20 protein-coding genes are annotated in these 19267 nt (G+C 67.5%); 13 read left to right on the top strand and 7 right to left on the bottom strand.

The window, feature by feature from the left end; genetic code table 11:
* The first annotated feature begins 16 nt into the window (after window positions 1–16).
* From ROZ37_RS06685 to ROZ37_RS06670, 4 genes are all read left to right on the top strand, one after another.
* Window positions 17–2452 (top strand): EAL domain-containing protein, encoded by a 2436-nt coding sequence (locus ROZ37_RS06685; protein WP_312658431.1) that lies wholly within the window; start codon window positions 17–19, stop codon window positions 2450–2452.
* A gap of 100 nt (window positions 2453–2552) precedes the next feature.
* Window positions 2553–4151 (top strand): sulfatase-like hydrolase/transferase, encoded by a 1599-nt coding sequence (locus tag ROZ37_RS06680; protein ID WP_312658430.1) that lies wholly within the window; start codon window positions 2553–2555, stop codon window positions 4149–4151.
* 184 nt (window positions 4152–4335) lie between these two features.
* Window positions 4336–4644: a DUF485 domain-containing protein gene (locus tag ROZ37_RS06675; protein WP_312658429.1), complete on the top strand. Its 309-nt coding sequence runs from the start codon at window positions 4336–4338 to the stop codon at window positions 4642–4644.
* A complete protein-coding gene (locus tag ROZ37_RS06670) occupies window positions 4641–6359 on the top strand; it encodes a cation acetate symporter (protein ID WP_312658428.1) in 1719 nt (572 codons plus the stop codon). Before ROZ37_RS06675 ends, ROZ37_RS06670 begins: the two co-directional genes overlap by 4 nt.
* A 375-nt stretch (window positions 6360–6734) precedes the next feature.
* Here ROZ37_RS06670 and ROZ37_RS06665 read toward each other — a convergent pair whose 3' ends face one another.
* Both ROZ37_RS06665 and ROZ37_RS06660 read right to left on the bottom strand, forming a co-directional pair.
* A complete protein-coding gene (locus tag ROZ37_RS06665) occupies window positions 6735–7073 on the bottom strand; it encodes a DUF1840 domain-containing protein (protein WP_312658427.1) in 339 nt (112 codons plus the stop codon).
* A gap of 10 nt (window positions 7074–7083) precedes the next feature.
* Complete coding sequence (locus tag ROZ37_RS06660; protein ID WP_312658426.1) at window positions 7084–7641, bottom strand: hypoxanthine-guanine phosphoribosyltransferase; 558 nt, start codon at window positions 7639–7641, stop codon at window positions 7084–7086.
* Window positions 7642–7751: 110 nt separating this feature from the next.
* Here ROZ37_RS06660 and upp point away from each other — a divergent pair, with 110 nt between their 5' ends.
* Window positions 7752–8387 (top strand): uracil phosphoribosyltransferase, encoded by a 636-nt coding sequence (gene upp / locus ROZ37_RS06655; protein ID WP_312658425.1) that lies wholly within the window; start codon window positions 7752–7754, stop codon window positions 8385–8387.
* A 123-nt stretch (window positions 8388–8510) separates the two neighbouring features.
* Here upp and ROZ37_RS06650 read toward each other — a convergent pair whose 3' ends face one another.
* The 3 genes from ROZ37_RS06650 to ROZ37_RS06640 are packed head-to-tail and all read right to left on the bottom strand — an operon-like array spanning window position 8511 to window position 9543.
* Window positions 8511–8843: a YqjK family protein gene (locus tag ROZ37_RS06650; protein WP_312658423.1), complete on the bottom strand. Its 333-nt coding sequence runs from the start codon at window positions 8841–8843 to the stop codon at window positions 8511–8513.
* Window positions 8840–9223, bottom strand: coding sequence for a phage holin family protein (locus ROZ37_RS06645; RefSeq protein ID WP_312658422.1), 384 nt, complete (start codon window positions 9221–9223; stop codon window positions 8840–8842). The genes ROZ37_RS06650 and ROZ37_RS06645 overlap by 4 nt, the downstream gene beginning before the upstream one ends.
* Window positions 9224–9228: 5 nt before the next feature.
* A complete protein-coding gene (locus tag ROZ37_RS06640) occupies window positions 9229–9543 on the bottom strand; it encodes a DUF883 family protein (protein ID WP_312658421.1) in 315 nt (104 codons plus the stop codon).
* 245 nt (window positions 9544–9788) lie between these two features.
* Here ROZ37_RS06640 and ROZ37_RS06635 point away from each other — a divergent pair, with 245 nt between their 5' ends.
* From ROZ37_RS06635 to ROZ37_RS06620, 4 genes are read left to right on the top strand one after another with little or no spacing between them, the layout of a single operon-like run.
* A complete protein-coding gene (locus ROZ37_RS06635) occupies window positions 9789–10355 on the top strand; it encodes a TetR/AcrR family transcriptional regulator (protein WP_312658420.1) in 567 nt (188 codons plus the stop codon).
* On the top strand, window positions 10342–11304 hold the full coding sequence (locus tag ROZ37_RS06630) for an HlyD family efflux transporter periplasmic adaptor subunit (RefSeq protein WP_312658419.1): 963 nt from the start codon (window positions 10342–10344) through the stop codon (window positions 11302–11304). Before ROZ37_RS06635 ends, ROZ37_RS06630 begins: the two co-directional genes overlap by 14 nt.
* Window position 11305: 1 nt before the next feature.
* Entirely contained in the window at window positions 11306–12244 is a 939-nt protein-coding gene (locus tag ROZ37_RS06625; RefSeq protein ID WP_312658418.1) for an ABC transporter ATP-binding protein, read from the top strand.
* 1 nt (window position 12245) lies between these two features.
* Window positions 12246–13388: an ABC transporter permease gene (locus ROZ37_RS06620; RefSeq protein ID WP_312658417.1), complete on the top strand. Its 1143-nt coding sequence runs from the start codon at window positions 12246–12248 to the stop codon at window positions 13386–13388.
* 92 nt (window positions 13389–13480) lie between these two features.
* Here ROZ37_RS06620 and ROZ37_RS06615 read toward each other — a convergent pair whose 3' ends face one another.
* Window positions 13481–14263, bottom strand: coding sequence for an exodeoxyribonuclease III (locus ROZ37_RS06615; RefSeq protein ID WP_312658416.1), 783 nt, complete (start codon window positions 14261–14263; stop codon window positions 13481–13483).
* 33 nt (window positions 14264–14296) lie between these two features.
* Between ROZ37_RS06615 and pyrE the strand changes: the two genes are divergently transcribed.
* The 4 genes from pyrE to ROZ37_RS06595 all read left to right on the top strand — a co-directional run bounded on the left by pyrE (window position 14297) and on the right by ROZ37_RS06595 (window position 18495).
* The gene (pyrE, locus tag ROZ37_RS06610; protein ID WP_312658415.1) at window positions 14297–14944 is read left to right on the top strand and encodes an orotate phosphoribosyltransferase; all 648 of its coding nucleotides are present in this window, start codon (window positions 14297–14299) and stop codon (window positions 14942–14944) included.
* Window positions 14916–15545 carry a hypothetical protein gene (locus ROZ37_RS06605; protein WP_312658414.1) on the top strand — a complete coding sequence of 210 codons (630 nt, stop codon included), beginning with the start codon at window positions 14916–14918 and terminating at the stop codon, window positions 15543–15545. The genes pyrE and ROZ37_RS06605 overlap by 29 nt, the downstream gene beginning before the upstream one ends.
* A gap of 93 nt (window positions 15546–15638) precedes the next feature.
* Window positions 15639–17720: a molybdopterin oxidoreductase family protein gene (locus tag ROZ37_RS06600; protein ID WP_312658413.1), complete on the top strand. Its 2082-nt coding sequence runs from the start codon at window positions 15639–15641 to the stop codon at window positions 17718–17720.
* The gene (locus ROZ37_RS06595; protein ID WP_312658412.1) at window positions 17713–18495 is read left to right on the top strand and encodes an NAD-dependent deacylase; all 783 of its coding nucleotides are present in this window, start codon (window positions 17713–17715) and stop codon (window positions 18493–18495) included. Before ROZ37_RS06600 ends, ROZ37_RS06595 begins: the two co-directional genes overlap by 8 nt.
* Here the strand turns inward: ROZ37_RS06595 and ROZ37_RS22075 are convergent.
* On the bottom strand, window positions 18414–18788 hold the full coding sequence (locus ROZ37_RS22075; protein WP_409449934.1) for a DUF3400 domain-containing protein: 375 nt from the start codon (window positions 18786–18788) through the stop codon (window positions 18414–18416). The genes ROZ37_RS06595 and ROZ37_RS22075 overlap by 82 nt on opposite strands.
* Between the last annotated feature and the right edge of the window lie 479 nt (window positions 18789–19267).

The raw sequence follows: 19267 nt of genomic DNA, 5'->3' as shown, positions 1-19267 counted from the left end.
CGGGCCGGATTCTGCAATGCGCAAAGCGATGTTCAGACTGAGCAGGTATTTCTCGCTCGCGAGCGGCGTCGCAGTCATCCTCATGACCATGTTGCTGTCGTGGGTTTACCGCAGCAGCGAGATCGTCGAACACACCGGGATGGCGGGATCGCGCAACGAGGTACTCGCCCGCGGCTTCTCGAACGTGGTCTGGCCGGCGTTCGGTCTCGCCGTCGTCGACAGCGCCGGGCTGGATGCCGACGCGCTGCGCGAACGCCCGGTCACGCGGCAACTGCATGCGCGGCTGGGTGAGCTGTCGGCCGGCGTGCCGATCATCAAGATCAAGATTTACGACCTGAACGGGACGGCGGTGTTTTCGTCGGTGCCGCGCGAGATCGGCGAGGACAAGCGGTCGAACCCGGGCTTTCTTGCCGCCCGCGACGGCCGCGTGATGAGCGAGCTGGTGCACCGCGGCCGGATGAGCGTGACCGAGGGCGAGATCGAGGACGTCGACGTCGTGTCGAGTTACATCCCGATCCGCAGCGAGGAGGGCGGCACGGTGCGAGCGGTGTTCGAGCTGTACACCGACGTGACGGCGGACGTCGCCGAGATCCGGGGCGACAGCCTGCGCGTGCTGTTCGGTCTCTTCGCGATCTTCGGCGCGTTCTACGTCGTGCTGATGCTGATCGTCCGACGCGCCGACCAGATCCTGCAAGGTCAGTACGCGTCGCTCCGCGCCAGCGAGGGAGACCTTCTCGTGAAGAGTGCCGAGCTGCAGCTCGCGAACGCTCGCATGCGGATGGCCGCGGGCGTCTTCGAGCGCAGCATTCAGGGCATCGTCATCGTCGATACGCAGCTCAACGCGGTCGAGGTGAACCGCGCCTTCACCGAGATCACCGGCTACACAATCGCCGAGACGATCGGGCGCAAGCCGCCGCTGTTCGCGTCGGACTGGCACGATGACGCGTTTTACGAGGCGATGTGGCGGACGGTGCGCACTCAGGGCTCGTGGCAGGGCGAGATCACCGACCGGCGCAAGAATGGCGAGGTCTACAACCAGTGGCTGACGGTGAGCGCCGACTTCAACGCGAGCGGCGACATCGTCCATTACATCGGGATGTTCTACGACGTCACCGAGAAGCGGCTCGCCGAGGAGAGGATCGCGCGGCTCGCGTATTACGACGCGCTGACCGGTCTGGCGAACCGGCGCCTGTTCGAGGACCGCGTCGAGCATGCGCTGCAGCTCGCGCGGCGCCAGCAGACCCACGTCGCGGTGATGTTCATCGACCTCGACCGCTTCAAGCCGGTCAACGACAGCCTCGGCCACAAGGCGGGCGACGTGCTGCTGACGCAGGTCGCCGAGCGGCTCGCCAGCATCGTCCGCGACTGCGACACGACGGCCCGGCTCGGCGGCGACGAGTTCGCGCTGCTGCTGCCGCTCGACCCGCGCCACGGTCGCAGCGAGACGGGGCAGGTCGCGCAGCGCATCCTCGACGCGCTGTCGGCGCCCTTCGTTGTCGAAGGCCACGAGATCATCACCGGCGCGAGCATCGGCGTGAGCTTCCATCCGCGCGACGGCGACGACCTCGAGACGCTGCTGAAGCACGCCGACGTCGCGATGTATCAGGCCAAGCGCGCCGGACGCAACCGCTATCGCTTCTTCCGCCCGGCGATGAATGCCGGGGCACTCGAGCGGCTCGACACCGAGGAGGGGCTGCGGCGGGCGCTCGCGCGCGACGAGTTCGAGCTGTATTTCCAGCCGAAGGTGAGCACGCACAGCGGTCATCTGACCGGCGCCGAGGCGCTGGTCCGCTGGCGTCATCCCGAACGCGGCCTCGTGCCGCCGGGCGAATTCATCCCGGTAGCCGAAGAGAGCGGGTTGATCGTGTCGATCGGCGCCTGGGTGCTGGAAGAAGCCTGCCGCACGGTGAAGACGTGGGAAGACCGCCTGCCGCGCGGATTCCGCGTCGCGGTCAATCTGTCCGCGCGGCAGTTGCGCGGGCACGTCGACGAGACCGTGCGTCGCGCGCTCGCGACGACCGGCGTCGATCCGTCGCGGGTCGAACTCGAGCTGACCGAGAGCATGCTGATGGAAGGCACCGAACGCGCGATCGGGCTGATGGAGCGGCTCGCGGCGCTCGGCGTGAAGCTCGCGCTCGACGACTTCGGTACCGGCTATTCGTCGCTCGCGTATCTGAAACGCTTTCCGCTGAAACAGCTGAAAATCGACCGCTCCTTCGTCCGCGACCTGCCCGCGGACGCGGGCGCCCGCGCGATCGTCGAGGCGACCATCGCTCTCGCGCACAGTCTCGGCCTGACCGTCGTCGCCGAGGGCGTCGAGACCGAAGCGCAGCGCGAATTCCTGCGCCACGCAGGGTGCACCGAATGCCAGGGCTTCCTGTTCAGCCCGCCCGTTTCCGCGGCGCAATTCGAGCGGATCCTCGCCGACAGCCGCCGGCTTCATTGCGCCTGAGGGGGTTCTATACTGGGTTTAACATTGCTGTAATATTGCGCAACTTCCGGGACTTACCCAGGCTGATGCCCCCGGAGGCGGGCCTCCGGAGGGGCTGGCCATGCGTCTGCGTCGATTCCTCGCTCCGCTCGCGTATTTCGCGGGCAGTTTCCTTTACGCGGTCTCCGACTGGCTGACGGACGAGTTCGGCTCGGTCAGCATCGATCAGGTCCTGTATCACCTGAACCTCGGCACCGAAGGGCTGCTGACGAGCGACCCCGAACTGCTGACGCGCTTCCTGTGGCGCGGCCTCGCGCTCCCCGTCGCGCTCGCGCTCGCGCTGTGGGCGCTCGACACGTGGCTCCGTTACCTGCGCGCCCACCCGCGCACGCCGCCGATGCCGTCTTTGCTGAAATTCGGGGTCGCGGCCCGCGAATACGCCCGCCGCGTTGCCCGGGCCTCGTCGTCGATGCTGCGCCGCACGTTGCCGCACAGTGTGCCGCTCGTCGTGCTCGGCGCGGGCGCGGGCTTCTTCATCGACAGCTTCTCGCTCGCGAGCTACGTGCGCACATATTTCGGCGAGGACTATTTCGCCGGGTCGTATGTCGATCCGCGCGAGATCACGTTGCGGCCCGAGCGTCCGAAGAGCCTCGTCCTGATCTACGTCGAGAGCCTGGAGAACACGTACTCCGACCCGGCGCTCTTCGGCCACGACCTGCTCGCGCGCCTGAACGGGCTGAAGGCGCGCGGGGTTTCGTTCGACGACTACCGCCAGATGCCGGGCGCCCATTTCACGATCGCCGGCCTCGTCGCGACGCAGTGCGGCTTGCCGCTGAAGTCGGTGGCGCTGTTCGGCGGCAACACGCAGGGCGAGCAGGTCGACCGCTTCCTGCCGCGGGCGCGCTGCCTCGGCGACATCCTCGCCGACGAGGGCTACACGAACGTGTTCCTGAACGGCTCGAGCCTCGCGTTCGGCGGCGTCGGCAAGTTCTTCCGCGATCACCATTACGACAAGGTCGTCGGGCGCGAAGAATGGATCCGCGCGGGCGAGACGCCGGAGACGATGAGCGGCTGGGGCCTGCACGACGACGATCTGTTCCGCGGCGCGCGCGCCGAACTCGCCGCGCTGATGAAGAAGCGCAAGCCGTTCAACCTCAACATTCTGACGATCGATACCCATCACCCCTACGGCCATCTGTCGGCGCACTGTGCACGCGAGGGCCGCGAGGATTTCGACGGCATCGTCGAATGCACCGCCGGACAGGTCGCGGATTTCATCGAGTACGTCGCGGCGAAAGGTTGGCTCGACCGCGTCGCGATCGTCGTGCAGGGCGACCATCTGGCGATGGGCAACACGTCGTACGAAAAGCTCGCGAGCAATCCGCACCGCACCGTGTTCAACCTCCTCATCGGCGGCAAGCGGCTGACGAAGAACACCGAGGAGGTGACGCACTTCGACATGTTGCCGACGATCCTCGATCTCATCGGGCTGAAGGTCGAAGGCGGCCGTGCCGGGCTCGGCTACTCGGCGATCGGCCCCGCGCCGGCGGACCGCCCGCTCGACCGCATCGCCCGGATGAACGCGCAGCTGATGAACTACAGCGAGACTTACCGCGACCTGTGGCAATCGCCGCCGGCCGTCGCGGGCGCGTCGCCGCTTGTCGTGCCTCCCGAAGCGCCGGCCATCGCCCGCCAGCCCAAGCTCGTCCCGGTCAACTGACCCGCGCCGTCCCCTCGTTTGCGGCGCGGATAGCGGCGTTCGTGTAGCGTCGAAATATAAAAAGAAAATTTATACCGGAATAAGGGTAAGTTCTTCTCGGGCGTAAGCCGGACGTAAGTCTCCGCGGCTACTTTTCGTCTGTCCGGAAGAAAAACCGGCCTGACTTACGCCCGATGGAGGAGACATGCAAAACGATATGGTGGCAATCATCGCTGCCAACCCCAAGTACCAGCGCCTCGTGAAGACGCGCTCGTCATACGGTTGGCTGCTCACCGCGATCATGATGGTCGTCTATTACGGCTACATCGCGATCATCGCGTTCGACAAGGAACTGTTGGCACGGCGCCTCGGCGAAGGCGTGATGACCGTCGGCATCCCGGTCGGATTCGGCGTGATCGTGTTCACGATCATCATCACCGGCATCTACGTGCGGCGCGCGAACTCGGAGTTCGACGCGCTGACTCGTGAAATCGTCAAGGAGAGCGGCAAATGAGCGGCCGTTTCATGCAAATCGGCGCGGGGCTGGTCCTCGCGCTGCTGTCGGCGGCGGCGCTTGCGGCGGGCGGTGATCTGGGCCAGGTCGAGAAGCAGGCGACGAACTGGACCGCGATCACGATGTTCGGCGCCTTCGTCCTCGGCACGCTGTACATCACCAAGTGGGCGGCCGCGAAAACCAAGTCGGCGGCCGACTTCTACACCGCCGGCGGCGGCATCACCGGCTTCCAGAACGGTCTGGCGATTGCCGGCGACTACATGTCGGCGGCGTCCTTCCTCGGCATTTCGGCCGCGGTGATGGCCAACGGCTACGACGGCCTGATCTACTCGATCGGCTTCCTCGTCGGCTGGCCGGTGATCACCTTCCTGATGGCTGAACGCCTGCGCAACCTCGGCAAATTCACGTTCGCCGACGTCGCCGCCTACCGCTTCAAGCAGACCCCGATTCGCGCCTTCGCGGCCTCGGGCACGCTCGTCGTCGTCGCGTTCTACCTGATCGCGCAGATGGTCGGCGCCGGGCAGCTGATCAAGCTGCTGTTCGGTCTCGAGTACTGGATGGCGGTCGTCATCGTCGGCGCGCTGATGATGGTCTACGTGCTGTTCGGCGGCATGACCGCGACGACCTGGGTGCAGATCATCAAGGCCTGCCTGCTGCTCGCCGGTGCGTCGTTCATGGCCTTCATGGTGCTGCTCGCCTACGGTTTCTCGCCCGAAGCGATGTTCGCCGACGCCGTCCGCATCAAGACCGAATCGGCTCTCGCCACCGGCAAGGCGCCCGAAGAGGCGGGCATCCTCGGCCAGGCGATCATGGGACCGGGCTCGTTCATCAAGGACCCGATCTCGGCGATCTCGTTCGGCATGGCGCTGATGTTCGGCACGGCCGGCCTGCCGCATATCCTGATGCGCTTCTTCACCGTTCCCGATGCGAAGGAAGCGCGGAAATCGGTGTTCTGGGCGACCACCTGGATCGGCTACTTCTACGTGCTGACCTTCATCATCGGCTTCGGTGCGATCGTGCTGGTGTCGACGAACCCCGGCTTCCTCGACGGCAAGGGCGTCCTGATCGGCGGCAGCAATATGGCGGCTATCCACCTCGCGAATGCGGTCGGCGGCAACGTGTTCCTCGGCTTCATCTCGGCAGTCGCGTTCGCGACGATTCTCGCGGTGGTCGCTGGTCTGACGCTGTCGGGCGCCTCGGCCGTGTCGCACGACCTGTACGCGACGGTGTTCAAGAAGGGCAATGCGGATTCGGCGTCCGAACTGCGCGTGTCGCGGATCACGACGATCGTGCTCGGCATCGTCGCGGTCGTGCTCGGCATCGCGTTCGAGAAGCAGAACATCGCGTTCATGGTGTCGCTCGCCTTCGCAATCGCCGCGTCGGCCAACTTCCCGGTGCTGTTCATGTCGGTGCTGTGGAAGGATTGCACGACGCGTGGTGCGACCATCGGCGGCTTCCTCGGCCTGATCACCGCGGTGGGCCTGACGGTCGTGTCGCCGTCGGTGTGGGAAGCGACGCTCGGCAACCCGAAGGGCTCGGCGCTGTTCCCCTATACGTCGCCGGCACTGTTCTCGATGGCCGCAGGCTTCATCGGCATCTGGCTGTTCTCGATCCTCGACAACAGCCCGCGCGCGAAGATGGACCGTGCCGGCTACCTCGCGCAGAAGGTGCGCTCCGAGACGGGTATCGGCGCGGCGGCGGCTTCGGCCCACTGAGCTCTACCGGAACCGCTGCGCGCCAGGGGTGACGGGCGGCGGTGACGTGAAGAATGCGGCGGCGACCGAAAGGTGGCCGCCGCATTTTTTTGTTCACGCGGGTGCGAGGCCGCTTCTGCACGAACACGCTCCGATCGTGCTTTCGGCACCCCGTCTCCGGTCGAACGCAGTGAGCGTAGGATTGGGCCAACGACTCTCACACCCGGCTACGTGGCGCCGGTCGGGCTGACGTGTCGCCGCTCTGCTGCGGCCGTCGATTGGGGCGATAGCGCGCACTCGGTTGCGATTGCGATCGCCGCCGACCGTGTCGTGGCTTTTCCAGCCAAATTCAGGCGCGCACGCGAGCGGTCGAAGGGCCGGTCCCGGCTTTAGGCCTCACACGCCCCAGACGACCGGCACGCCTTCCTTCTTCGACGCTTCGAGCATGTCGAGCAGCGGCCACGCGCGTTGCGCGAGCCCGACCGGCGCCGCCATGCCGCGGCGCTCCGGCCCGGCTTCGTCGTCGCGGCCTTCGTCTTCGCCCTGCGCGGCCTGGCGCGCCTTGTCCTCGTCGATCGCCGCGTGCAAGCGGGCGATCGCGTCGGGCAACTGCTCGACCGTGACGATGCCCTTCGCGACGTCCGCGTCCTTGCCCAGGATCGCGAGCAACTTCTTTGCGACGTCGCCGAACATGATGACCTCGGCGGCGGCATCCGACTTGAATACGACCAGCATGCGAATCTCCTCAGAGTCCCTTCACCGCGTAGATTCCCGGCGCGTTGCGCCAGTAGCCCTTGTAATCCATGCCGCAGCCGAACAGGAAGCGGTCGGCGACGTCGAGCCCGGTGAAGTCGGCCCGCATCCCGGGGTACGCCTTGCGGTCGTGCACCTTGTGCGTCAGCACCGCGGCGCGGACGTCCTTCGCGCCCTCGTCGCGCAGGTACTGCAGGATCGCGTGCAGCGTGTGACCCTCGTCGAGAATGTCGTCGAGCACGAGCACCGTGCGGCCGCGCAGGTCGTGCGCCGGACGCACCCGCCAGTCGAGTTGCGTCCCCTTCAGCGCGTGACCGTAGCGCGTCGCGTGCAGGTAGGCGACCTCAAGCGGAAACGGCAAGCGCGGCAGGATGCGGCCGGCGAGAATCAGGCCGCCGTTCATCACGGTATAGACCAGCGGATTGCTGTCGCCGAGCTGTGCGGTGATTTCCGCCGCCATGCGGTTTAGCGCGGCATCGACCGCAGCGGCATCGGCGAGGCAGTCGGCCTGTTCTCGCGCGCGAATGATTTCATCCATGTCGACCGGCATCGCGCGGTCCTCCTGAAGTGTTCCAACGATTCGGGATGCGATTCTACCGGACCGGTCCCCGGCGCGACCTGCGGTTAAACTTCGCCGTAATTCCACCCCGAGAACCCCGAATGTCCATCAAGCAGATCAACCACCCCCTCGTTCGCCACAAGATCGGTCTGATGCGTGAGGCCGACATAAGCACCAAGAAGTTTCGCGAACTGACCGCGGAAATCGCGCGTCTGCTTGCTTACGAGGCGAGCCAGGATTTCGAGCTCGAAACGGTGACGATCCCCGGCTGGGCGGGCCCGGTCGAGATCGAGCGGATCAAGGGGAAGAAGGTGACCGTCGTGCCGATCCTGCGCGCCGGTCTCGGGATGCTCGACGGCGTGCTCGACATGATCCCGAGCGCCAAAGTCAGCGTCGTCGGCATTGCCCGCGACGAGCACACACTGAAGCCCGCGCCGTACTTCGAGAAGTTCGTCGGCGACCTCGGCGAACGCTTCGCGCTGATCATCGATCCGATGCTTGCGACCGGCGGGTCGATGGCGGCGACCGTCGACATGCTGAAGCGCGCCGGCTGCCGCCACGTTCGCGCACTCGTGCTCGTCGCCGCACCGGAAGGCATTCGGTTGATGGCGGAAACGCACCCGGACGTCGAGATCTTCACCGCGAGCATCGACAGCCACCTGAACGAGCAGGGCTACATCATCCCCGGCCTCGGCGACGCCGGCGACAAGATTTTCGGTACCAAGCACAACGTCTGACGTGCGCGGGCGGCCGCGATTGGCGGACGCGCGGCGATGGAACTGCTGGCTCTACCTTCACGCTCGCGATTCCGCGTGATCCGGCGACTGTCGTGCGTGCCTACGAAGCCGCCGCCGCTCGGTTCATGCTCCCGCGGCGACGCGCCGCAGGCGGTCGATCAACTGCACGAACGGCGCGAGTCGCGGACCGAACTTGCGATAGATCGCCCAGCTCAGCCACGCGCGGCGCGCGACGCGGAATGCAAAGCGCGGTTTGGCGAGCGCGAGGATCAACGCTGCGCCGGCGAAGACCGGAATCTTTTCGCGGACCCAACCCGCGCCGTCCCGCGCCCGATCGACGGCATCGAGCACCGTGTCGATCCGACGCAGCCCGGCAACGAGCTCGTCGCGCTGCTGCGCGGCGCGAATTTGCAAACGCTGCTTGCGCAGCGCGAAGCGGAGGTGCTCCGGGCTCATTCTTCCGGCCGCAGTGCTTCGCGATCCCGCGCGAGCTCGGCGAGACTCGCTGCGAACAGCTGGCTTCCCCTGCGGAGTTCGGCCGCCGCAGTCGATGCGGTGAAGAGACCTGCGCCGAACAGCGCAACGGTTGCGAGCCCGAGCGCGAGCAACCGGTGCTCGTCCCAGAACAGCACGGTGATGAAGATCGTCAGGAACACTGCGCCGAAGCCGAGAAGCAGCGCTGCGAGCACGAGGTTCAGAAGCAGTCGCGACAGGCGCAGCCTTTCTTCCTGGGCTTCGACGACAAGCAGTTCGAGCCGGGTCTGGGCGGTCGCGAGCCCGGCATCGAGAAAGCCGCGCAGGCTCGCGGCGAGACGCGGCTTCCGGTCGTGCTGCACGGAACTCAGCGGCGGCTGACGAGCAGGCCGAGCAGGAACGCGACGCCGGCCGCGACGCCGACCGACTGCCACGGGTTCTTGTGCACGTAGTCGTCGGTGACGTCGACGACCTTCTTCGTCTGCTGCCGTACCGCGAGATCGGCGTCCGCGATGCGGTCCTTCGCCACCGCGAGCCGGTCGTTGAGGCGTGCGCGGACATCCGTCAGCTTCTCGCCGGCCTGCCCGGCGGTAAGCTTCAGCAATTCCTCGGCGTCCGCGACGACCACCTTGAAGTCGGCGATGAGTTTGTCCCGCGAAACGGCGTCGGTCGAGTTCTGCATGTTCGTACCCCTCTCAAGGTCATGACATTCGCGCGGGCGCGCGATCCGGGTAAAGGCTAATCCGATTTGGGTGCGAAGGCAATTCGCGCGTGGATACAGGGTGTTCGGGCCGACGAAGACCATCGCCGAGCCCGGCGGCATTGGCATCGGCTCGGCTGCGCGCTTGCCGTCGTCCGCAGCCGCTGCTATCGTTCAAATCATTTGGTATCTCTACCAAAGCCCACGCTGCAACACGGTCCGGGGTCATGAGCATCCGATCACGCATCCTCGCCGCAGGCGTCGAACTTCTCCGCACGCAGGGCATCGCCACGCTCACGCAGCCGCGCATCGCGAAGGCCGCCGGCGTGAGCCAGAGCCACCTAACGTATTACTTTCCGACCCGCAGCCGCCTGCTGCTCGCGATCGCCGAGGCTGCGGTCGAGCAGGTCGTCGACGGCCTCGGCGTGGCGGTCGCAGGCGGCGGTCCCGACGATCTCGCGCAGCAGCTCGGCGACTTGCTTCCACGACTGGCGCCGGTTCGCGTCCTGCTCGGTCTCATCGTAGCCGCGGACAGCGAGCCCGAGCTGCGCGACGCGCTGTCCGGTCTGGTCGAGCGTGTCCGGGCACGCTTCGGCGAATTGCTCGGCGCGAGGGGTTTTCCTGTTACGCCGGACCGGCTGCTGGTCCTGCACGGCGCATTCGTCGGCCTGGCGGCGATGAACCTGGCGCGGCAGAGCGATGCGTCGCTCGATGAAGTGCACCGCGGCGTCGCCGAGATGCTGCGCCTGATCGCCGCGAATGACGGCGGGAGGGGGCCGGATGAGAGTCGTTAGCCGCTGCGTGGGCGTGCTGGCCGGGGTGCTGCTCGCCGCGTGCGGAGGCGGGCGGGACGCCGCGTGGAACGGCTACGTCGAGGGCGAGTTCGTGTATCTCGCGGCGCCACAGGCCGGCTATCTGGAGACGCTCGATGCGGCACGCGGCACCCGGGTGGATGCGGGCGCGCCGGTGTTCGCGCTCGCGTCCGATCCGGATGCGCAAGCTCTTGCCGCCGCCGCAGCCCGCGCCGAGGCGGCCCGGAGCCGTGTCGACAACCTCAGCGAACCGCGCCGTCCGCCGGAAATCGCCGCGCTCGAAGCCCAGGTCCACGCCGCCGAAACCGCGTTGCGCCTCGCGACCACGCAACTCGCGCAGCAGAAGGCGCTCGCCGCGTCGCGCTTCATCTCGCAGGCGCGGCTCGACGAAGCACGTGCGGCGCGCGATGGTGAGGCGGCGCGCGTGGATGCGGCCCGCCAGCAGCTTGCGACGTATCGCGCGAGCTTCGGCCGCAAAGCCGAAGTCGCCGGTGCGCAGGCCGAACTCGACGCCGCCGGGGCCGAGGTCGCGCTGCGCGAATGGCAGCTGTCGCGCAAGACGGTCGTCGCGCCCGCCGCCGGCGAAATTGCGGACACCTATTTCGAGCCGGGCGAGTGGGTCGGCGCCGGCCAGCCGGTCGCGAGCCTGCTGCCCGATGGGCGCCGCCGAGTCCGCTTCTACGTGCCGGAACGCGAAGTGGCCGGCCTCGCGTCGGGCATGGCCGTCACCGTGCGCTGCGACGGTTGTGGCGACGGCTTCGAGGCGCACATCGACTTCGTCGCGCCCGAGGCCGAATACACTCCGCCGGTGATCTACAGCGAGAAGGCGCGCGCGAAGCTGGTGTTCCGCGTCGAAGCGGTGCCCACGCCGGCGCTCGCCGCGGGCCTGCGCCCCGGCGTGCCCGTCGACGTCGTTGCGGCGGGGAATTGAAATGGCCGCAGGCAACGGAAACCTCGCGATCGATGTGTCCGGCATCAACAAGCACTTCGGCCCGCGGCACGTCGTCCGCGACCTCGCGCTGCAGGTGCGCGAAGGGGAGATCTTCGGTTTTCTCGGCCCGAACGGCAGCGGCAAGACGACGACGATCCGCTTGCTGTGCGGTTTGCTGACGCCCGACAGCGGGCGCGGCACCTGTCTCGGTCTCGACGTCATGACCGACAGCGGCGCGATCAAGCGCCAGGTTGGCTACATGACGCAGCGCTTCTCGCTGTGGGAGGACCTGACGATCGCCGAGAACCTCGATTTCGTCGCGCGGATGTTCGGGATGCGCGACCGCGGCGCCGCGGTCGGTCGCGCCCTCGACCACCTCGGTCTCGCGGGTCGCCGCGATCAGCTCGCGGGCACCTTGTCGGGCGGCTGGAAACAGCGCCTCGCGCTCGCGGCGTGCCTGCTGCACGAACCCCGCCTGCTGCTGCTCGACGAGCCGACCGCGGGCGTCGACCCGAAGGCGCGGCGCGATTTATGGGAGGAGATCCATCGCCTCGCCGATGCCGGGATCACCGTGCTCGTCTCGACCCACTACATGGACGAAGCCGAGCGTTGCCATCGGCTCGCCTATCTCGCGTACGGACGCTTGCTCGCCGCCGGCACCGCGGAAGAGGTCGTCGTGGCGCAGGGGCTGGCGACGTGGTCGATCGACGGCGGCGGCGCGCCGGGGCTGCCGGACGCGTTGCGCGGCCTAGACGGCGTGGAACAGGTCGCAAGTTTTGGCGCGCGACTGCACGCGAGCGGCCGCGATGCCGCGAAGCTCGCCGCGAGCCTGCAGGCATTCGCGCAGGACAACGAGATCGCGATCGAGCGCGTCGAGCCTTCGCTCGAAGACGCGTTCATCCACATGATGAAGTCCGCCGAGGACCCGCTCGAAGGCTGACATGCCCAGTCATTACGGCTTCTCCCTGTCGCGCTGGCTCGGCATCCTGCTGAAGGAGTTCATCCAGCTGCGGCGGGACCGGCTGACCTTCGGCATGATCATCGGCATCCCGATCCTGCAGCTGATGCTGTTCGGCTTCGCGATCAACTCTGACCCGAAGCACCTGCCGACGGCCGTCGTGATGGCCGATCCGGGGCCGTTCTCGCGCGCGTACGTCGCGGCGATGAAGAACAGCGACTACTTCGACATCGTCGGCGGCGCGGCGAGCGGCAGCGAGGCCGACAGGCTGCTCGCGCGCGGCGACGTGCAGTTCGTCGTCACCTTCCCGCCCGACTTCAACCGCGACCTCGTGCGCGGGCAACGCCCGATCTTGCTCGTCGAAGCCGACGCGACCGATCCGATGGCCGCGGCCGGCGCGATCTCGGTGCTGAACCGGCTCGGCCGCGACGTCTTCGCTACGGAGCTGCCGGGCGCGCAGCGGGGGAAGCCGGCGGACGAAGGCCTCGTGGATCTGCGCGTGCATCGCCGCTACAACCCGGAAGGCATCACCGCGTACAACATCGTCCCGGGCCTGCTCGGCGTGATCCTGACGATGACGATGGTGCTGATGACGGGGCTGGCGATGACGCGCGAACGCGAGCGCGGCACGTTCGAGAACCTGCTCGCGACTCCGGCGACGCCGATCGAGGTGATGACCGGCAAGATCGTGCCCTACATCCTGATCGGCCTCGTCCAGGTCACGCTCGTGCTCGTCGCCGCACGCTGGATCTTCGGCGTGCCGATGCTCGGCAACCTCGCGCTGCTCTATGCGGTCGTGTTGCTCTTCATCTGCGCGAACCTGACCCTCGGCATCACGTTCAGCTCGATCGCGAAGAACCAGCTGCAGTCGATGCAGATGACCTTCTTCTTCTTCCTGCCGTCGATGTTGCTGTCGGGCTTCATGTTCCCGTTCCGCGGCATGCCTGAGTGGGCGCAGGTCGTCGGCAACGTGCTGCCGCTGACGCATTTCCTCGTGCTCGTGCGCGGCATCATGCTCAAAGGCAACGGACTCGAGCTGCTGTGGCCCCAAATCTGGGCGATCGTCGCCTTCACCGTCGCGGTGCTCGCGATCGGGCTGAAGACGTTCCGGCGCACGCTGGATTGACGCACGCGGCCGGTGCGGAGGCGCCGGATCGTCGTGCATCGACCATCGGCGGACGGCGGGTGACCGGCTTGCGGTGTCGCCGGACGACGGCTTCAGAACTCCCAGCCGTACTCGACCGTCAGCGGCGCATGGTCGCTGAAGCGCTGCTCCTTATAGACCACCGCGCTGCGCGCCGTCGCGGCAACGCCCGGCGTCGCGAGCTGGTAGTCGATGCGCCAGCCGACGTTCTTCGCCCACGCCTGGCCGCGGTTCGACCACCACGTGTAGGCCTCCCCGCCGGCTTCCGGATACAGTCGGCGATAGACGTCGACCCAGTGCTGCTCGTCGAGCACGCGGGTGAGCCACGCGCGCTCCTCGGGCAGAAAGCCGGAGTTCTTCTGGTTCGATTTCCAGTTCTTGAGGTCGATTTCCTTGTGCGCGATGTTCCAGTCGCCGCAGATGATCAATTCGCGACCCGACTCGCGCAGCGATGCGAGGTGCGGCAGGAAGCGCTCCATGAACGTGAACTTCACCTGCTGGCGCTCGTCCGAGCTCGAGCCCGACGGCAGGTACAGCGACACGACCGACAGCGCGCCGAAATCGAGCTGCAGGAAGCGGCCTTCGGCGTCGATGTCGGCAATGCCGAGGCCTTCGACGATGCGGTCGGGCGCGCGTCGCGTGTACAGCCCGACGCCGCTGTAGCCCTTCTTCTCGGCATGGTGGAAATGACCGGAATAGCCGTCCGGATTGCGCATCGCGTCGGTCAGGTCGCCCGCCTGCGCCTTCAGCTCCTGCACGCACACGACGTCCGCATTTTGCGCGCCGAGCCAGTCGAGAAAGCCCTTGCTGGTGGCCGACCTGATTCCGTTGAGGTTGAGGGTGATGACGCGTAACATTCGGCCCGATTGCCTCAAAAGTGGAAGTAAACCGTGGATTTTAGCCGGGATTTCATCGCGCTGGCCTGCGACAAGGGAGTGCTGCGCTTTGGCTCCTTCGTCACCAAGGCCGGCCGCACCTCACCGTATTTCTTCAACGCCGGGCTGTTCGACGACGGCGCGTCGTTTCGCGAGCTTTGCGGTTTTTACGCGCGCGCGATCCTCGCGGCGGGCGTGCCGTGCGACATGCTGTTCGGACCCGCTTACAAGGGCATCCCGCTGGTCGCCGGCGTCGCGATCCGGCTCGCCGAACAGGGCGTGAACCTGCCGTTCGCATTCAACCGCAAGGAGGCGAAGGACCACGGCGAAGGGGGCACCCTCGTTGGTGCGCCGCTCGAAGGGCGCGTGCTGATCCTCGACGACGTGATCTCGGCGGGCACGTCGGTGCGCGAATCGGTGGCGATGATCCGCGACGCCGGCGCGACCCCGGCCGGCGTCGTCATCGCGCTCGACCGCATGGAGCGCGGCACCGGCACGCAATCCGCGGTCGAGGAAGTCCGGGCGATGTTCGGCATTCCGGTCGTCGCGGTCGCGACGCTCGCGGACCTGATCGGCTATCTCGCCGACAGCCCGCAACTCGCGGCGAACCTCGACGCCGTCCAGGCGTACCGGGATGCTTATGGCGTTGCCGCGGCGCGCTGAGCTCGTTCTCGCCGCGCTCGTCACGCTGCCGTTCGCGACCCCGGCGCCGGGCGCCGGCACGATCTACTGCTGCGAGGACGCGAGCCGCCGGCCGATCTGTGCGGACACGCTGCAGCCGGCATGCTACGGTCGGGCGTATCGCGAGATCAGTCCGCAGGGTCATGTGCGGCGCCACGTCGCCGCGCCGCTGACGCCGGAAGAGACCGCGAAGCGCGATGCCGAAGCGCAGCGCCGAAAAGACGAGGAGGCGCGACTGCTGAAGCAGCGGCGCGTCGACCAGGCCTTGCTGCAGACTTATACGAGCCTCACGGACATCGACAACCGCGAAGCGCGTGCCGTCGCCGAGGTCGAGCGGGACATCGAGCCGACCCGCGTGCGCGAGGCCGAACTGCTCGCCGAGCGGCGTCGCCTCGCCGAGGCAGGCGGAGGTGCGGATCTGGTGCGCCCATCCGCTGCGCTGCAGGCCATCGACGCCGAACTCGCGTCGCTGCGCACGGTCGTCGACGTGAAAAAGCGCGAAATCGAAGCGCTGCGCGCGCGCTTCGCCGCGGACCGCCGGCGCTACGCCGAATTGCTCGCGAACGGCGAAGCGCGGCGCTGAACTCGCCGTGCGCCGGCCGATGACTGCGCGTCGGCTCTGAAGCCGGTCCGGAGAGCCGCCGATCCAACGCGAGGAACTTTGCCGGGAAGACGAATGAGCGAATCCGTGAAAGAAGTGGTCCGGGGAGCCTGTCCGCACGACTGTCCCGATACCTGCGCGATCGAGACGACGGTCGAGAACGGCCGTGCGGTGAAGATCCGCGGCGCGGCCGATCTGCCGTTCACGAACGGCACGTTGTGCACGAAAGTCGCCCATTACCTCGAGCGCGTGTATTCGGACCAGCGGCTGCTGCACCCGATGAAGCGGGTCGGGCGCAAGGGCGAGGGGCGTTTCGTGCGGATCAGTTGGGACGAGGCGCTCGGCACGATCGCCGAGAAATTCGGCGCGATCGCCGCCGACGATCCCCGCGCGATCCTGCCATACAGCTACGGCGGCACGCTCGGCTTCGTGCAGGGCAGCAGCATGGATCTGCGCTTCTTCCACCGTCTCGGCGCATCGCTGCTCGACCGCACGATCTGCTCCGCAGCCGGCACGGCCGGCTGGAAAGCGACGGTCGGTGCGTCGATCGGCACGGACCCGGAAGCGATCGTCGACGCGAAGCTGATCCTGATCTGGGGCGCGAACCCGGTCGTGTCGAACCTGCACGGCTGGCGCTACATCCAGGAGGCGAAGCGGCGCGGCGCGAAGCTCGTCTGCATCGACCCGCGGCGCAGCGAGACCGCCGCGAAGTGCGACCTCCACCTCGCACCGTGGCCGGGCACCGACGGCGCGCTCGCGCTCGCGATGATGCAGGTGCTGATCGCGGACGATCTCGTCGATCGCGACTACATCACCGCGCACACGCTCGGCTTCGACGAACTCGCCGCGCGCGTGCGCGACTGCACGCCGGAGTGGGCGGCGCCGCTGACCGGCCTGCCGGCCGAGGCGATCCGCAGCCTCGCGCGCGACTACGGCAGCGCGAAGCCGGCGGCGATCCGGCTCAACTACGGGCTGAACCGCAGCGGCGGCGGGGGGATGGCGGTGCGCAACGTCGCCTGCCTGCCGGCGCTGACCGGCGCGTGGCGACATCCGGCGGGTGGAGCGGTGCTGTCGACGTCCGGCAATTTTCCGGTAGACCAGCACGCGCTCGAGCGGCCCGACCTCTATCCGCGCGACGCGCGGCCGCCGCGCACGATCAACATGGTCGAGATCGGCGACGCGCTGCTGACCGCGGACGAACCGCCGATCCGCGCGCTCTACGTCTACAACTCGAACCCGGTCGCGGTCGCGCCCGACAACCGGCGCGTGCGGGAAGGCTTCGCGCGCGAGGATCTGTTCTGCGTCGTGCACGAGCTGTTCCAGACCGACACCGCCGACTACGCCGACATCCTGCTGCCGGCGACGAGCCAGCTCGAGCACCGCGATCTGCACAAGTCCTACGGCCATCTCTACGCGGTTTCCAACACGCCGGCGATCGCGCCGCTCGGCGAGGCGAAGCCGAACACCGAAGTCTTCCGCCTGCTCGCCGCGCGGCTCGGCTTCACCGAGCCGGAACTGTTCGAGTCCGACGACGAGATCGCCGCCGCGGCGTTCAGGCGGCGCGACGAGCGCGTGCTCGGTCTGCAGCCCACGCTCGTGGCGCGTGGCTGGGCACGACTCAACCTGCCGCGGCCGTTCGCGCCCTTTGCGAAGGGCGGCTTTCCGACGCCGTCGGGCAAGTGCGAGTTCCGCTCCGACTGGCTCGCCCGCCAAGGGCTGGACCCGCTCCCCGCGTGGGTTCCGCCGCACGAGTCGCCGGTCAGCAACCCGGCGCTCGCGGCGCGCTTTCCGCTCGCGATGATCTCGCCGCCGGCGCGCAATTTCCTCAACACGAGTTTCTCGAGCCAGCCGCGCTTCGTCGAGCAGGAAGGCGGGCCGAAGCTCGAGATCCATCCCGACGACGCCGCGGAGCGCGGCATTGTCGACGGCGCATCGTTGCGGATTTTCAACGACCGCGGCGCGTTCCATGCCCGCGCGGTGGTGACCGACGGTGTTCGTCGCGGGGTCGTCGTCGCGCCGTCGGTGTGGTGGCGAAAACTCTCCGGCGACGGCGAGAACGCGAACGCGGTGACGTCGCCGGCGCTCACCGACCTCGGCGGCGGACCGACGTTTTACGACTGTCTCGTCGACGTCGCGAAGGAAACATCAAATGACTGAAAGCCAGACGTTCGACGAAGTCGCGCGGCTCATCGGCGAGGCCTCGCGCATCCTTTTCATCACCGGCGCCGGCATTTCCGCCGACTCGGGGCTCCCGACCTACCGCGGGATCGGCGGCCTCTATCACGAGCGGCTGACCGACGACGGGCTGACGATCGAGGAGGCGCTGTCGGGGGAAATGATGGCGGCCCGGCCGGACGTCGCGTGGAAATACATCGCCGAGATCGAAGCGAACTGCCGCGGCGCGGAACCGAACATCGCGCACCGCATCATCGCCGCGCTGGAGCAGGAACGGCCCGGCGTCTGGGTGCTGACGCAGAACGTCGACGGACTGCACCGCGATGCCGGCTCGCGCAACCTGATCGAAATCCACGGCACCGTCCACCGCCTGCGCTGCACCGAATGTGCGCACTCGCGCAAGGTGACGGATTTCGGCGGGCTGCGGCTGCCGCCCGAGTGCCCGCAATGCGGCGGCGTGCTGCGCCCCGACGTCGTGCTGTTCGGCGAGATGCTGCCCGAGGCCGGGCTGAACCAGCTCGATGCGCTGCTCGACGGCGGCGTCGATCTGGTCGTCTCGATCGGCACGACGAGCGCCTTTCCCTACATTTCCGGGCCGGTGTGGTGGGCGCAGCAGGCCGGCGTGCCGACGGTCGAGATCAATCCGGGCGAGACCGAGGTGAGCCGGCTCGTCACCTACCGCCTGCGGCGGCGCGCCGCCGAAGCGTTGCCCGAAATCTGGCGGCGGCTGCATCCGGAACCGCCGGTCGAGGGCTGAAGGCCCGAGCGCCGATACTGTCGGTGAGGTTCGCGTCGGATTTCGCTGCGCTGACTCCGACCTACAATTCGTTTCCGGATGTTGTCAAATTTTAGGTTGCCGTGAGCCGCAGGCGAAGGGCGACCCGGAGCCGGCTTCGGCCCGAGCCTAGAGCAAATACCCGCTGGATGCCCGCCGCCGTTCGCACGCTGCGCATAGCCCGGCATCCAGTCGTCGCGGAGCACATGCTTCGCGATTTCGACGACGGTGCAGTCGGCGTCGACGCCGCCCGCATCGTTCGAATAGCGCGACAACCCCTGCAGGCACGACGGGCACGAGGCGGGGATCTTCGCCGCGTCGCCGGAACCGTTGCGCGACGCTCCATACCTTTTTCGATCTCCTGCTGCTTGCGGAAGCGCACCCGGGTCGAAATGCCGGGCCGGCCGACTGCCACCGTGCCCGATTCGCCGCCGCAGCGATCGCTCGGATCGATGTGCCCATCAGGGAATTCCACGGCGGCTGGGAGCAGGTGCTCCGGGGGTTCGGCTGCGGAATCCGTCTCGACGTTTTTTACATTCGTTTGACGTCGCCTTGATGCCTCGACCTCTAGATTGGCGGCGCTGTCCTGGACGTGTTCGTCATCGTGCCTGCATGCGGACTTATGCCGTTCAACGTCTTGCGCAACCGTGACCGTGAACATGCACGCGGACACCTGAAGTATCGGCCCAATCCTGCCCACCTGTCTTGCGCCCGGCGGCGTGCGGCAACGCCCTGTGGGGAGGCAACTTGACTG

This window comes from Aromatoleum sp. (genome assembly GCF_032027225.1).
In the GTDB taxonomy this organism is placed as follows: Bacteria; Pseudomonadota; Gammaproteobacteria; order Burkholderiales; family Rhodocyclaceae; genus Aromatoleum.
Note: the sequence above shows the minus strand (reverse complement) of the source record. Positions and strands in the feature narration are given on the sequence as shown.